The following is a 13,381-nucleotide window of genomic DNA, read 5'->3' as shown; positions in this document are numbered from 1 at the left end:
TACCAAGGAGTTTTCCGTTTCGACTGCGCCGGAAGTGGGGCGAATTATAGACGTCCAGAATCTGCCGTCAACACCTAATTTAGTTTTTCTATCAGAAATCGAAAAACGGCACTCAATACGGCCTATATATAGAAGCACCTATAAAGAATGCGCAGTATATTGCTCAACAGCTATTAGTTACGCATGATGTGTCACACGTACACTCTCTCGCCTCTCACTTCGGACGACGCCAAGCAATGAATGACCAACCCCGCAGCCTTGCATCGACTCTGTTCCCGGTTGGCCTGCTATTAATAGCCATGGCGTCGATCCAGTCTGGAGCCTCCCTGGCAAAAAGCATGTTCCCGATAGTGGGTGCGCAAGGGACGACCACCCTGCGACTGATTTTCGCCAGCGTGATCATGTTACTGCTATTGCGTCCCTGGAAGGCCAAGCTTACCACCAAGTCATTACGCACCGTCATCATCTACGGCATGGCGCTGGGCGGCATGAACTTCCTCTTCTATATGTCGCTGAGAAGCGTCCCGCTCGGAATTGCCGTCGCTCTGGAGTTCACGGGCCCGTTGGCAGTGGCAATCTATGCCTCACGCAAGGCGATCGATTTTCTGTGGATCGGTCTGGCCATCGTCGGTTTGTTGCTGCTTATACCTAAAGACGCAACAAACGCGAGCATTGACCTGATAGGTGCCGGCTACGCGCTGGGCGCCGGAGTATGTTGGGCGCTGTACATTTTGTTTGGTCAGAAGGCCGGCGCAGACAACGGCGTCCAGACCGCTGCGTTAGGCGTAATGATTGCAGCACTCTTCGTCGCGCCTATTGGCATCGTCCATGCCGGGGCGGCATTGCTCACACCTTCGCTGATTCCCATCGCGATCGGCGTTGCGATTCTGTCCACTGCCCTTCCGTACACCCTTGAGATGGTTGCCCTCACCCGGATGCCAGCACGTACCTTCGGCACACTGATGAGCATTGAACCCTCGTTCGGTGCATTATCCGGGCTGTTGTTTCTGCATGAATACTTGTCCCTGGCACAGTGGATGGCCATCATTTGCATCATTCTGGCGTCCGTAGGCGCGACCATGACCATGCGCAGTGAGTCCAAGCCTTTGGTGTCAGTAGATTGAAACATGTTTTTACGAAGGTCTGGTATTTGCTGCTCAATTGAGCCATGTTTAGCCGCAACTCAGTGTCAGACATGGATTTTTTCGGATAGGGATATCACTAACGATAAAAACGAAAGCGCATGCTGCCAGACCCGAGACCGCATAGGGATGGGAATGAAACGATTTTTGGTATTGTTTGTTGTATTGACCATCACCGGTTGCGCTGCGACCTCCAGGACAGAGGTCAAGCGCGGAAAAACAGGTCTGCATATCAACTGCTCAGGCCTCTCGTCTTCCTGGGACAAGTGCTACACGAGTGCAGCTAACTCATGTGGCCCAAAAGGCTACAAGGTGCTTGCAAAATCCGGAGACGCGGTGGAAGACCCGGGTGACTATCCGTTTGGCATCAACCCCGCCGGCTATACCAGCCGTAGCATGATCGTTATCTGCAAATAGCCTGATGCTGCCTTAGTCAGCGCCTTGAGCGGCAATCTGGCGCCCGATTTCTTCGTAGCTGGATTGCAACACACTGCGCTGAACATCCGGACTCACCAGCATTCGAGCGACTACCAACGCGCCGATGCACTGCGACAGAATGGCCCAGGCTAGGCTGTCGCTCTCCAGGATGCGTGCCCAACTCTCCTGCAGCCGACAAATCCACTGCTCCGCTTGCTGGCGTACCGCGGTGTCGGAGCGAGCGATCTCTGCACCAAGTGCCGGCAGCGCACACCCAGACTCGGGGTGCTCGACATGCGCCATGCTCAGGTAATGCTTGAGGCAACGCTCCAGCTTGGTTCGACTCAGCTCGCCATTGCAGTTCAATCGCTCAAGACTCTGGCACAGCTCACGCTCGACGATCGAACTGAAGAGTTCATCTTTCGAGGAAAAGTGGCTGTAAAACGCGCCGCCACTGAGCCCTATGGCTTTCATCAAGCCGTCAACACCCACCGTGCAAAAACCCTCTTTCTTGGCTGACACCGAGCTGCTTTCAAGCAGTTTCTGCCTGGTTTCCAGCTTATGACTGGCTGAGTAACGCATCGCTTCCCCCCGAGAACCCATCGCCTTGACGTATTCAGGATCGTAGCATAACGTTCGTTTGGTTAACGACCGTTTACCAAAGAGCGATAACTATGACCACAGCTATCAATAACAAGAAAGTCGTACTGGTTGTCGGTGCTGGCGATGCCACCGGTGGAGCTATTGCCAAGCGTTTCGCACAAGAAGGATTTATTGCCTGCGTCACTCGTCGCAGCGCAGACAAGTTGCAACCATTGGTCGATGCCATTCACGCCAGTGGTGGTGAGGCTCACGGCTTTGCGTGTGATGCGCGCAAGGAAGAGGACGTGATCGCGCTGGTTGAACAGATCGAAAGCCAGATTGGCCCGATTGAGGCCTTTGTCTTCAACATCGGCGCCAACGTGCCTTGCAGCATTCTGGAAGAAACCGCACGCAAGTATTTCAAGATCTGGGAAATGGCCTGTTTCTCTGGATTTCTCAACGCTCGTGAAGTGGCCAAGCGCATGGCCACCCGACAACGCGGCACCATCCTGTTCACCGGGGCTACCGCCGGCATGCGCGGCGCTGCTGGTTTTGCGGCGTTCGCCGGCGCCAAGCATGGCATTCGCGCGCTGGCCCAAAGCATGGCGCGGGAGCTGGGCCCGATGAATATCCATGTTGCCCATATCGTGGTCGATGGCGCGATCGATACCGACTTCATTCGCGACAGTTTCCCGGAAAAGTATGCCCTCAAGGACCAGGACGGGATTCTCAACCCCGAACACATCGCCGAGAACTACTGGTATCTGCACAGCCAGCCACGCGACGCCTGGACCTTCGAACTGGATCTGCGGCCCTGGAGCGAACGCTGGTAAGCCCTCCCCCTATAACAATAATCAGAGCGCATCGAACATGAGCAAACGCGTAGAGTTCTTCTTCGACCTCGGCAGCCCTGCCACTTACCTGGCCTATACCCAACTGCCGAAAATCTGTGAGCAAAGCGGGAGCCAACTGATCTATCAGCCGATGTTGCTGGGTGGCGTATTCAAAGCCACCGGCAATGCCTCACCGGCAGCGATCCCGGCCAAGGGTCATTACATGTTCCTGGACCTGGATCGCTACGCCAAACGCTACGACGTCCCATTCAGGCTCAACCCGCATTTCCCCATCAATACCCTACTGCTGATGCGCACCGTCACCGGCATCCAACTGCGGCACCCCGAGCGCTTCCTCGACTTTATCGACTGCCTGTTCCGTGCACTCTGGGTTGATGGCCGCAACCTCAACGACCCGGCTACCGTCGCCGCAGTGCTGGCCGAACACGGCTTCGATCCCAACGAAGTGCTGGCCTTGGCTGCTGATGAAGAAGTCAAAGCCGCACTCAAGGACAAAACCGAGCAAGCGATCCAACGGGGAGTGTTCGGTGCGCCGAGCATGTTTGTCGATAACCAGATGTTCTTTGGTCAGGATCGCCTGGATTTTGTCCGCGAGGCCTTGGGCTAGATCTCGATAACCAGTCTGCCCTGCGCTGCCCCCGAGGTTTGCAGCTCATAGGCTGCCTCGGCGGTTTGCAGCGTGAACCGCCGAGGATCGAGCAAGGGTTTCAGCCGTCCTGCTTCAATCAGCTTCGCGGCCTCACCGAGAATCTGTCCGTGATGCGCGCGACCTTTGCCCGTCAGTAAGGGCAGCAACGTGAAGACTCCGGAGTAACTCGCCGCTCGAAACGACAATGGCGCCAGACTGTGCTGCCCCCAACCGAGACAACTCACCACGTGCCCCTGATAAGTGCGTACAGCCTTGAACGACGCATCCAGCGTTTCGCCACCGACCGTATCGTAAACAATATCGAAACCCTCCCCCGCCGTATGTTGTTCTACATACTGTTCAACCGACTGCTGACGGTAATCGATAAAGGTCGCGCCGAAGCTTTCGATAATCGCCTGCTGCCTGGCCGACCCCGTGGCGAATACCTCGGCACCGAATGCCCGCGCCAACTGCACCGCCACATGCCCGACACCGCCAGCACCACCATGAATCAACACCTTGTGGCCAGGCTGAACCTGGGCGCGGTCCACCAACCCTTCCCACGCAGTAATCAGTACCAACGGCAGCCCTGCCGCCTCAGTCATGCTCAAATTCGCCGGCTTGCGCGCCAGCAGCCGTGCATCAACAACGGCGAACTGCGCCAGTGAACCCTGTTGACCGCCAATCCCGGTCGCCATGCCATACACCTCATCGCCGACCTGCCAATCACTGACCCCGGCGCCGAGCGCCTCGACAATCCCCGCCAGATCCATTCCCAACACCGCCGGCAATGAGTGACGTGCGTGAGCCGCCTGCCCGGCACGGATTTTCCCGTCCAATGGGTTCACCCCACTGGCGACAATTCTGACCAACACCTGCCCGGCTTCAGGCACAGGCTTTGGGATGGAGGCCAAACGAAACGGTGCATTGGCCGAGTCGACGATCAGGGCGAGCATTTCAAGTGAGTCAGTCATTTCGCAATCTCATGTCAGTGGAGAGTTGCGTTGATCATCCACCCACCAACTCATGCCGATAAGACGCTATATAGCTATAGTGGCCATGCCCATTTGGCATCAATGAGAAAACCCTTGGACAAACTCAATGCAATGGCGGTTTTCGTGCGTGTGGTCGAACGCGGCAGTTTCTCCGCCGTCGCTCGGGAACTGCAGACCAGCCAACCGACCATCAGCAAAATCCTCCGAGCGCTGGAAACAGAACTCGGCGGCAAACTGATTGCTCGTAGTACCCGTCAGCTTTCGCTGACCGACGAAGGCCAGCGCTACTACAACGAATGCCGACGGATTCTTGCGGCGGTCGATGCGGCCGAACACAGCTTCCAGTCCGGACGGGAAGCGGTCGCCGGGCCTTTGCGGGTTGGCTCCTCCGTCAGCTTCGGGCGATTGCAGATTGCCGCACGGCTGCCGGATTTCCTTGAGCGCTATCCACATGTAGAAATCGATTTACAACTCAGCGATCAGAATCAAGACCTGGTCAGCGAGGGGTTGGACGTTACGTTACGCATCGGCGAGTTGAGCGATAGCGGTTTGATCGCCCGGCAGATTGGCACCACCCATCGAGTCACCGTCGCCAGTCCCGGCTACCTGGCTCGTCATGGCCGACCGCAAACACCGGAAGAGCTGAGCCGGCATAACTGCCTGCTGTTCAACCTGCTGAGCAGCCAGAATCAGTGGATCTACGAAAAAAACGCTCAGCGCTACAGCGTGCGGATCAAAGGCAACGCCCAGAGCAACAGTTCGGAGGCCATACGCGAGATGGTGTTGGGCGGGCTGGGTATTGCGCTGTCGCCCGTGTGGTTGTTCAGTGAGGATTTGAAGGCCGGTCGGGTGACCGCGATCTTGCAGGATTACCGCGCACAAGCGCTGCCAATCCATGCCGTGTCCCCGGCCAATCGTCGCCAGTCGGCCAGGCTCAAGGCATTCGTCGACTACATGAGCGAGGCCCTCGCCCACGCGCCAGAGCTTGCGCCGCCGTCTGAAGACTGACGGCGCAACACCGACTCAGATCGCTGCGGTTCGGGTGTTCAGCCACGCCAGCGCAGCACCGTCGAGCAAGGGACTCAAACGCTCACGAACGTGCGCGTGATAAGCGTTGAACCACTCGCACTCATCCTGGGTGAGCAACGAAGGTTCCAGGCAACGGGTGTCGATCGGGCACAAGGTCAGGGTTTCGAACTTGAGGAACTCGCCAAACTCGCTGCTGCCCGCCTCGCGGTTCAACACCAGGTTCTCGATCCGCACACCCCAGCGACCCGGACGATAAGTGCCCGGCTCGATCGAGGTGATCATCCCCGGCTGCATCGCGGTTTGCGGCGCCGGCGCGGCTTGATAGGCGATGACTTGCGGGCCTTCGTGAACGTTCAGGAAGTAACCGACGCCATGCCCGGTGCCGTGACCATAGTCGACGCTTTCAGCCCAGATCGGCGCACGCGCGATGGAGTCGAGCAGCGGCGAGAGAATGCCACGCGGGAACTGCGCACGGGACAAGGCAATCACGCCCTTGAGCACGCGTGTGCAGTCGCGTTTCTGCTCGGCAGTCGGCGTCCCCACCGGTACCATCCGCGTAATGTCGGTGGTGCCACCCAGGTACTGGCCGCCGGAGTCGATCAGCAACAGGCCGTCGCCTTCGATCACTGCGTGTTCTTCCTCGGTGGCGTGGTAGTGCGGCATTGCGCCGTTGGCGTTGAATGCAGCAATGGTGTTGAAGCTCAGCGACACATAGCCCGGACGACGGGTACGGGCAGCGGTCAGGTGTTCGTCGATAGTCAGCTCGGTGATGCGTTCGCGGCCAAGTGCGCTGTCCAGCCAGGTGAAAAACTCGCACAGCGCCGCACCGTCCTGCTCCATGGCCTGACGGATGTGTTCGGCATCGGCGAGACTTTTCTGCGACTTGGCCAACGTGGTCGGGTTCAGACCTTCAATCAGCATCACGCCACTGCCAAGGTTATCCAGCAGACCGGCCGTCACCCGCGCCGGATCGACTTGCAGGCTTGCGCCATTTGGCACAGCAGCCAGCGCCGAGGCCACTTCGCTGTAATCGCGCAGGGTCACGCCGTCCTGTTCGAGGATCGCGCGCAGTGGCGCATCGACCTTGTTCAGTGCGACAAACAAGGTTGCCTGCTGTTGACTGATCAGAGCGAATGATACGAACACCGGGTTGAACGATACGTCGCCGCCGCGCAGGTTGAACAACCAGGCGATGTCATCAAGGGTGGCGATGAAGTGCCAATCGGCCCCGCGCGCTTTCAGGCTTTCACGCAGTTTGGCGAGTTTCTCGCCACGACTGACGGTGGCCTGCGGCGGCAAGTGCTGATAGATCGGTTGATTCGGCAGGCTCGGGCGATCGCTCCAGACTTCGTTCAACAGATCGATATCAGTGCGCAGCCGTGCGCCACGCTCCTCGAGCTTGCTGCTCAGTGAACGCGCCGACGCCACGGCCATGACCGCGCCGTCGACCGCAACCACACCCCCTTCCGGAGTTTGTTCGGCCAGCCAGTCCAGCGGGCCGGGTTGGCCAGGCTGAAGTTTTACCAACTCGATGCCGCTGCCCTTGAGCTCCTTGGTCGCCTGTTCCCAGTAGCGACTGTCGGCCCAAACGCCAGCGAAGTCCTGGGTGACGATCAACGTGCCGACCGAGCCATGAAAACCCGACAACCACTGACGCCCCTGCCAGTAACCCGGCAGGTATTCCGACAAATGCGGGTCGGCCGACGGCACCAGCAAGGCGTGGATACCCTCCCGGCTCATCAGCTCGCGAGTGTGCGCCAGGCGCTGGGGAACCGTTCCGTGGGTCAAAGGCTGCGTACTCATCATGTCTCCTGCTAACCGCTTGAATATTGTTATAGGGCGCTGACTTTTGGTCTGCGCATCAGGGTTGGGTGGTAGCCCAGAACGCCGGTGCACTGGCGGTTGCTGCTTTAATCAATTGTGCGGCCTGATCGATGTCCTGCTCGGTGGTGAAACGCCCGAGACTCAAGCGAATGGTCCGCCCCGCCGTCTGCGCGTCATGCCCCAAGGCTAGCAGCACATGGGAAGGCGCATTACTCGCGGAGTTGCAGGCCGACGTCGCCGAAAAGGCGATCGAAGCACTCAAGGCCTGGGAATTGAACTCGCCTTCACTGAAGGTCAGGCTCAGGGTATGGGGAATGCGCTGGGTCGGGCTGCCGTTCAAGCGTAGACCGGTAATGCCGCTGAGTTGCTCAAGCAAGCGCTCGCGCAAGCGGGCGATAGTGGCCGCCTCTTCTGCAAAGTGTTCCGCTGCCAGCGCAAAGGCTGCGCCCATGGCTGCGATCTGATGCGTGGCCAGAGTCCCGGAGCGTAAACCGCCTTCGTGCCCGCCGCCATGGATCTGCGCCTGCAAGCGTTGCTGGGCACGCGGGCCGACGTAGAGTGCGCCGATCCCCTTGGGACCGTAGATCTTGTGCGCGGAAAACGACATCAAATCCACCGGCCATTGGGCCAGATCAATCGCTACCTTGCCCGCGCCCTGCGCGGCGTCAACGTGAAACAACGCACCGTGCTCACGCACCCGCTGACCGATGGCCGGGATGTCGTTGACGGTACCGAGCTCGTTGTTGACCAGCATCAGCGACACCAGAAAGGTGTCTTCACGCAGTGCCTCGCTGACCGCTTGCGCGGTGATCAAACCGTCGGCGTCCGGCAGCAGATACGTGACGGCGACCCCGGCATCCTGCAATTGCCTGGCGGTGTCGAGGATCGCCTTGTGTTCGATCTGGCTGGTGATGATGTGACCGCCGGACTGGCCGCGGGCCTGGGCCACGCCTTTGAGCGCAAGGTTGTTGGATTCGGTGGCGCCGGAAGTCCAGACGATCTGCAGCGCTTGCGCGCCCACCAGATCGGCGACTTGCTGACGTGCCCGCTCGACCGAACGCCTGGCTTGCTGGCCGAAGGCGTGGGAGCTGGAGGCCGGATTGCCGAAGTTACCGCTGAACCCCAGACAGTCGACCATGACCTGAATAACCCGCTCATCCACCGGCGTGGTGGCGGCGTAATCAAAATACAAAGGACGCTTATTCATAAAAAGACTCGCAGAGCTTGTTCCGGGATCAGGTGTATTCGCTGAAAGCGCCGCACTGGAGGTGGTGTACAAACTGCGGGAAATCAGCAATACCTGATCGGATGCCGTTAAAGAAGTACGACTTCATTTCAAAGTGCGTAGGAACGCTCCTGAAGTCGAGCTTAACAGGCATCGGACACCGGGTTGAAGCGTAAGTCAGCTAAAGCTCTCGTGCAGCATTGGATACAGCGACGCCACCAACAGCAAGGCCATGCCCCAGTTGAATACCCGCAACCAGCGCCGATCACGCAGGACATTGCGCAACAGGCTGCCGCAAGCCACCCAGACACTGACGCTCGGCAGGTTGATGATGGCAAACACCGCAGCGATGACAATCACATTGGTGAAATAGCCCTGCAGCGGTGTGTAGGTGCTGATGGCGCCAATCGCCATGATCCACGCCTTGGGATTGACCCATTGAAACGCCGCCGCGCCCCAGTAGCTGATGGGCTTGGCATGACCTTGTTCGGCTTCGGAGACGGGACCTGAATGGGCGATTTTCCACGCCAGATACAGCAAATAGCCCGCGCCGACATAACGCAGCACGCTGTAAAGCACAGGGTAGGTTTGAAACACCGCGCCCAGGCCAAAACCGACGGCGAGCACAAGGATGAAGAAGCCGCAGGTGATGCCGAGCATGTGTGGGATGGAGCGGTTGAAACCGAAATTGACGCCCGAGGCCAGCAACATTGTGTTGTTTGGGCCCGGGGTGATCGAGGTCACCAGGGCGAACAGGGCAAAACCCAGCAGTAAATCCAGCGAGAGTGTCATAGGGCGATTCCATCAGGGTCGGTCAGGTATTGACCCTATCGCAGCCCATGCGTGAAACCCACGGACAGTTAGGTGAAACTTCGAGCAGTACAGTCGCTTAGCTGGCGTGGCCGTGAAGGCTAACACCGCGCGCAGCGTTCATTTCACCCTGCTGGTCAAAACTGAAAGCTTTCTGCGGCTGGCCGAGCAATTCGGCTTTTTTCGCCTGGTACTCATCAAACGACAAACCGCGACGATTCAATGCTTCCAGCGCCAGCTCTTTGGTTTCTTCGGCAGTGTACGGGCGCAATTCGGGGGCAGGATGACTGGCGCAACCGGCAAGCACCGAAGCAACCAATATCAATGATGTGACGAGTGAACGGTTCATGGGGAGGCTCCCTGCGAGCGGGTCTTGAGCAATGGACACAGGCTACTCCCGCCCTTTGAGCGACAAAAATCATCGCTCTCGATAGTCGCTATCGACAGTCGCTATCGACCTCTGCAAAAGCCGTTCAGCTCACCGGGCTGGTTGATGGCAGAACATTGGCAAACCTGCAACCCGTCGGCCACTCGGTTGCCTTGTTGGGGCTGGCCTATAGTCAATCGACCGGAAATCGGCGAAGGACTTGCTACATCCCCCAACAAGAATATGGAGAACGGTCATGAGCGTTAAACCCATTCCCGAGGGTTATCACAGCATCACGCCCTACTTGGGAATCCAGAAATCTGCCGAAGCTATCGACTTTTACAAAAAAGCCTTTGGCGCCACGGAAGTCATGCGCCTGGCGATGCCCGACGGCAGCATCGGCCATGCCGAACTGCGCATTGGCGACTGCCCCATCATGCTCGGTACACCATGCGATCAAGGTCCGCTGAGCAACCCCGACAAATCGCCGTCCGTAGGCCTGCATCTGTATGTCGAGGATGTGGACAAAAGCTACGCCCAGGCGATCAAGGCGGGCGGTACGGTGGTTTCGGAAGTGAAAGATCAGTTCTACGGCGACCGTTCGGGCACCTTGAAGGACCCCTTCGGCCATGTGTGGTTCCTGTCGACCCGCAAGGAAGACCTGACCCAGGCGCAAATCGAAAAACGGGCGAAGGAGATGTTCAACCAGCAGTGACCCCCTCCCCCTGTAGCTGGCGCAGCCTGCGATCTTTTGATCTTGCTGCTTCCAGCCAAAAGCCCCCGTAACCTTGCGGCAGAGGGGGCTTTTGTCAGCGGCGTGTCCCGTCCTGAATAAGGATTACACCTTCTGACTTCTTTTCAGGAAGGTGTAGCGTCAGCGACTTGTTCATGGGGACCGCCGTGAGCCCGGCGACACTGAAGGTTTCAGCACAGCGTCGGTACCCAAGGTGCTGAAAAAATTCTTCACTGGTACAGGTGCTGTTGAGGCGCGCCTGGCTGAAACCATGCTCGATCAACCAGGTTTCGAGGCCCTGGATCAACGCCTGCCCGGCACCCCGCCGAAACCATTCCGGCAGGACGTAGCAAAACCCGACCTTGCCGCTGACGGCCGCCATGGCCACACCGATCGGTTTGTCATCCAGCAACGCGAGGTTCAGGTACAGGCGTGGATCAGACAGCCAGGGCTGCACATGTTCAACGGTTTTGTTGTGGGTCCAGGCCGCAACGACTTTCGGGTCATTGCGGTGATCCGCGGCGCAGCCGACCTTGATCGAGCGTTCGACGATCCGGCTGATAATCCCCGCATCCGCGGGCCCGGCTTTGCAGATGTGTATCAATGTATCCATAGCGCTATCACCTCAATCCATTGAGTCAAAGCTGCGAAGGACGATAGCGCCGCGGGGGCCAGGTGGCTAATGGAGAGAAGTTACATTTGGTGTGCAACAGGCACTCATAGGGTGTTTGTCAGACTGACTGCAACGGCATCGTCAGTTCAACCCGCAAGCCGTCGGCACGGCTGTCGAAATGCAGCACGCAACCGCAGCGCTGAACGATCGCCTGGACAATCGCCAACCCAAGACCGCACCCGGTGCTCGCGCCGTTGCGCCAGAAGCGTTGGGTCAGGTGTTGCAGGTCCTCGTCGGCGATTCCAGGGCCATGGTCGCGCACCTGAAAGCGCACGCGGTTACCCGTGGTTTCCAGACTCAGCTCCACCGCCGCGTCCGCTGGAGTGTGGCGCAAGGCGTTATCCAGCAGGTTGCGCAACGCGGCAATCGACAACACGGCCGGCATTTGCACCGGCGCCTGTGAGTAATTCGCCGGCAAGTGCAGTTTGATCCGCTGATGATCACCGCTGGCCGCGTCCTGAATCGCCAAACGGGCCACCTGCTCGGCACTGCACTGCACGCCATCGTCGAACGACAGGCTGCCTTCGACCCGTGCCAGCAACAGCAGTTGCTCAAGCGTGCGGTGCAAGCGGTCGGCGCCTTCCTCGGCACGGGCCAGGGACTGATCACGGGCAGCGCCTTCGGTCATGCGCGCCACTTGCAGGTGCGTCTTGATCGCCGTCAGCGGGCTGCGCAGCTCATGGGCTGCATCGCCGGTCAGCCGTCGCTCGCGCTCGATGGTCTTGCCAATTCGCTGGAACAGCTGATTCTGGGTTTCCAGCAACGGTTGCAGTTCGCTCGGCAGTGGCTGGATCTGCAACGGCTCAAGGGAATCGGCGCTGCGACGCATCAAGGCATCGCGCATGCGATTAAGCGGCGCCAGGCCTTGGCCAATCCCCAGCCAAAGCAGACACAAACAACCGAGCAACGCCACGCCTACCGGCACCGACGCCGCCAGCAGCACCGACATGTTCAGCGCTTCACGCTCGACTTGCCGGTCGGCCGTGGTAATACGCACATCACCGCGAGCCAGGGTGAAACTGCGCCAGCGCGCACCGTCGATCATCTGGTCATGGAAGCCCATCTTTTCGGCTTCCAGGGTTTGCTCGGGAGTCGTGTGGCTGCGGGCGAGGATTTCGCCACGCAAGGAGCTGACCTGACAGGCCATCCCCCCCGGAATATTCAACTGCTCAGCACTGAAATGGGTGCCATCGCCCTTGCTCGGCAGGGCCGGCAATTGCTCCAGCAACCCGGCGACCATCCGGGCCGAGGCCACCAGCCGCTGGTCGAGGGAAAACATCATCTGATTGCGCAAGTCGCTGAGCATCCAGGCCGCGGCCAGGGCCCAGATCAGCGCGAAGGCCGCGCCGAGGGTCAGACTCAGGCGCAAACGCAAACTCATCACTTCGATTGCTCTCCGCCATCCGCCGGCCCCAAGCGATAGCCCAAACCGCGCACGGTCTCGACAATGCCGTTGCCGAGCTTGCGCCGCAGGTGATGGATATGCACGTTGAGGGCGTTGCTTTCCAGTTCATCGTTGAAGCCGTAGACGCTGTCCTTGAGTTGCTCGGTCGACAGCACCCGGCCACGGTTGTGCAGCAAGGCCTGCAACAGCGATTGCTCGCGGCGCGACAAGTCCACTGGCTGACCGGCAAGCAGGGTTTCGCGGCTGCTCGGATCGTAAGTCAGGGCGCCGTGTTCGATCAGATTGACGCTGCGCCCCGCCACCCGCCGTAACAAGGTGTGCAAGCGCGCGGCCAGTTCACGCAGGTCGAAGGGTTTGAGCAGGTAATCGTCGGCGCCGGCCTGCAGGCCATCGACGCGGTCGGTCACCGAGTCGCGCGCGGTGAGAATCAGTACCGGAATCTCCAGTCCGTGATGGCGCAACTGCTGAAGCAGCTTCAGCCCATCTTCGTCCGGCAGCCCCAAGTCGAGCACCATCACGTCGAACGCGGCGACTTTGAGCATCGCTCGGGCAGCCGAGGCCGTGGCGACATGCTCCACGGTCAGGCCCTGGGCAGTGAGGCCGGCAACAATGCCGCTAGCGATCAGCTCATCATCTTCACAGACAAGTACGTGCATGGTGAGACCTGTAGAAAAGCAGTGATTAAGAAGGCGCCGGA

Annotated in this window: 15 protein-coding genes; 6 read left to right on the top strand and 9 right to left on the bottom strand. The window is 59.1% G+C overall.

From position 1 onward, the window contains the following. Positions 1-236 precede the first annotated feature (236 nt). Together rhtA and AC1RPZ_RS17015 are read left to right on the top strand one after the other, a co-directional pair. Complete coding sequence (rhtA, locus tag AC1RPZ_RS17020; RefSeq protein ID WP_493138132.1) at positions 237-1,124, top strand: threonine/homoserine exporter RhtA; 888 nt, start codon at positions 237-239, stop codon at positions 1,122-1,124. A 153-nt stretch (positions 1,125-1,277) separates the two neighbouring features. Beyond that, a complete protein-coding gene (locus tag AC1RPZ_RS17015; protein WP_493138131.1) occupies positions 1,278-1,559 on the top strand; it encodes a hypothetical protein in 282 nt (93 codons plus the stop codon). Between the two features lie 12 nt (positions 1,560-1,571). On the opposite strand, the gene AC1RPZ_RS17010 is transcribed toward AC1RPZ_RS17015, so the two are convergent. Next, the gene (locus tag AC1RPZ_RS17010; protein WP_493138130.1) at positions 1,572-2,141 is read right to left on the bottom strand and encodes a TetR/AcrR family transcriptional regulator; all 570 of its coding nucleotides are present in this window, start codon (positions 2,139-2,141) and stop codon (positions 1,572-1,574) included. Positions 2,142-2,233: 92 nt separating this feature from the next. Between AC1RPZ_RS17010 and AC1RPZ_RS17005 the strand changes: the two genes are divergently transcribed. Continuing rightward, positions 2,234-2,974, top strand: a complete 741-nt coding sequence (locus AC1RPZ_RS17005; protein WP_493138129.1) for an SDR family oxidoreductase — start codon at positions 2,234-2,236, stop codon at positions 2,972-2,974. Between the two features lie 37 nt (positions 2,975-3,011). Beyond that, complete coding sequence (locus tag AC1RPZ_RS17000; RefSeq protein WP_493138128.1) at positions 3,012-3,602, top strand: 2-hydroxychromene-2-carboxylate isomerase; 591 nt, start codon at positions 3,012-3,014, stop codon at positions 3,600-3,602. Here AC1RPZ_RS17000 and AC1RPZ_RS16995 read toward each other — a convergent pair. Continuing rightward, a complete protein-coding gene (locus AC1RPZ_RS16995; RefSeq protein WP_493138127.1) occupies positions 3,599-4,597 on the bottom strand; it encodes a zinc-dependent alcohol dehydrogenase family protein in 999 nt (332 codons plus the stop codon). The genes AC1RPZ_RS17000 and AC1RPZ_RS16995 overlap by 4 nt on opposite strands. A 114-nt stretch (positions 4,598-4,711) precedes the next feature. Here AC1RPZ_RS16995 and AC1RPZ_RS16990 point away from each other — a divergent pair, with 114 nt between their 5' ends. Continuing rightward, on the top strand, positions 4,712-5,626 hold the full coding sequence (locus AC1RPZ_RS16990) for a LysR family transcriptional regulator (RefSeq protein WP_493138126.1): 915 nt from the start codon (positions 4,712-4,714) through the stop codon (positions 5,624-5,626). Between the two features lie 15 nt (positions 5,627-5,641). Here the strand turns inward: AC1RPZ_RS16990 and AC1RPZ_RS16985 are convergent, their stop codons facing one another. The 4 genes from AC1RPZ_RS16985 to AC1RPZ_RS16970 all read right to left on the bottom strand — a co-directional run bounded on the left by AC1RPZ_RS16985 (position 5,642) and on the right by AC1RPZ_RS16970 (position 9,855). Then, positions 5,642-7,450: an aminopeptidase P family protein gene (locus AC1RPZ_RS16985; protein ID WP_493138125.1), complete on the bottom strand. Its 1,809-nt coding sequence runs from the start codon at positions 7,448-7,450 to the stop codon at positions 5,642-5,644. A 58-nt stretch (positions 7,451-7,508) separates the two neighbouring features. Beyond that, on the bottom strand, positions 7,509-8,678 hold the full coding sequence (locus tag AC1RPZ_RS16980; protein WP_493138124.1) for an aminotransferase class V-fold PLP-dependent enzyme: 1,170 nt from the start codon (positions 8,676-8,678) through the stop codon (positions 7,509-7,511). A gap of 195 nt (positions 8,679-8,873) precedes the next feature. Further along, complete coding sequence (locus AC1RPZ_RS16975) at positions 8,874-9,488, bottom strand: LysE family translocator (protein WP_019692862.1); 615 nt, start codon at positions 9,486-9,488, stop codon at positions 8,874-8,876. A 97-nt stretch (positions 9,489-9,585) separates the two neighbouring features. Further along, positions 9,586-9,855, bottom strand: coding sequence for a hypothetical protein (locus tag AC1RPZ_RS16970; protein WP_493138123.1), 270 nt, complete (start codon positions 9,853-9,855; stop codon positions 9,586-9,588). A gap of 274 nt (positions 9,856-10,129) precedes the next feature. Between AC1RPZ_RS16970 and AC1RPZ_RS16965 the strand changes: the two genes are divergently transcribed. Continuing rightward, positions 10,130-10,588, top strand: coding sequence for a VOC family protein (locus AC1RPZ_RS16965; protein ID WP_493138122.1), 459 nt, complete (start codon positions 10,130-10,132; stop codon positions 10,586-10,588). Positions 10,589-10,682: 94 nt separating this feature from the next. Here AC1RPZ_RS16965 and AC1RPZ_RS16960 read toward each other — a convergent pair whose 3' ends face one another. From AC1RPZ_RS16960 to AC1RPZ_RS16950, 3 genes are all read right to left on the bottom strand, one after another. Continuing rightward, positions 10,683-11,219: a GNAT family N-acetyltransferase gene (locus AC1RPZ_RS16960; protein ID WP_493138121.1), complete on the bottom strand. Its 537-nt coding sequence runs from the start codon at positions 11,217-11,219 to the stop codon at positions 10,683-10,685. A 118-nt stretch (positions 11,220-11,337) separates the two neighbouring features. Then, positions 11,338-12,663: an ATP-binding protein gene (locus tag AC1RPZ_RS16955; RefSeq protein ID WP_493138120.1), complete on the bottom strand. Its 1,326-nt coding sequence runs from the start codon at positions 12,661-12,663 to the stop codon at positions 11,338-11,340. Beyond that, complete coding sequence (locus AC1RPZ_RS16950; RefSeq protein ID WP_493138119.1) at positions 12,660-13,340, bottom strand: response regulator; 681 nt, start codon at positions 13,338-13,340, stop codon at positions 12,660-12,662. The genes AC1RPZ_RS16955 and AC1RPZ_RS16950 overlap by 4 nt, the downstream gene beginning before the upstream one ends. Positions 13,341-13,381 lie beyond the last annotated feature (41 nt).

This window comes from Pseudomonas sp. GW822-FHT02D10 (genome assembly GCF_058802345.1).
The sequence above is the reverse complement of the archived record's forward strand: the minus strand, read 5'-3'. Positions and strand labels throughout refer to the sequence as shown.

Coding starts and splice junctions, on each gene's coding strand:
- AC1RPZ_RS16960 (WP_493138121.1), bottom strand. CDS start 11,219: ATGGATACATTGATACACATCTGCAAAGCCGGGCCCGCGGATGCGGGG.
- AC1RPZ_RS16970 (WP_493138123.1), bottom strand. CDS start 9,855: ATGAACCGTTCACTCGTCACATCATTGATATTGGTTGCTTCGGTGCTT.
- AC1RPZ_RS16965 (WP_493138122.1), top strand. CDS start 10,130: ATGAGCGTTAAACCCATTCCCGAGGGTTATCACAGCATCACGCCCTAC.
- AC1RPZ_RS16950 (WP_493138119.1), bottom strand. CDS start 13,340: ATGCACGTACTTGTCTGTGAAGATGATGAGCTGATCGCTAGCGGCATT.
- AC1RPZ_RS16975 (WP_019692862.1), bottom strand. CDS start 9,488: ATGACACTCTCGCTGGATTTACTGCTGGGTTTTGCCCTGTTCGCCCTG.
- AC1RPZ_RS16980 (WP_493138124.1), bottom strand. CDS start 8,678: ATGAATAAGCGTCCTTTGTATTTTGATTACGCCGCCACCACGCCGGTG.
- AC1RPZ_RS17005 (WP_493138129.1), top strand. CDS start 2,234: ATGACCACAGCTATCAATAACAAGAAAGTCGTACTGGTTGTCGGTGCT.
- AC1RPZ_RS16985 (WP_493138125.1), bottom strand. CDS start 7,450: ATGAGTACGCAGCCTTTGACCCACGGAACGGTTCCCCAGCGCCTGGCG.
- AC1RPZ_RS17010 (WP_493138130.1), bottom strand. CDS start 2,141: ATGCGTTACTCAGCCAGTCATAAGCTGGAAACCAGGCAGAAACTGCTT.
- rhtA (WP_493138132.1), top strand. CDS start 237: ATGAATGACCAACCCCGCAGCCTTGCATCGACTCTGTTCCCGGTTGGC.
- AC1RPZ_RS17015 (WP_493138131.1), top strand. CDS start 1,278: ATGAAACGATTTTTGGTATTGTTTGTTGTATTGACCATCACCGGTTGC.
- AC1RPZ_RS16995 (WP_493138127.1), bottom strand. CDS start 4,597: ATGACTGACTCACTTGAAATGCTCGCCCTGATCGTCGACTCGGCCAAT.
- AC1RPZ_RS17000 (WP_493138128.1), top strand. CDS start 3,012: ATGAGCAAACGCGTAGAGTTCTTCTTCGACCTCGGCAGCCCTGCCACT.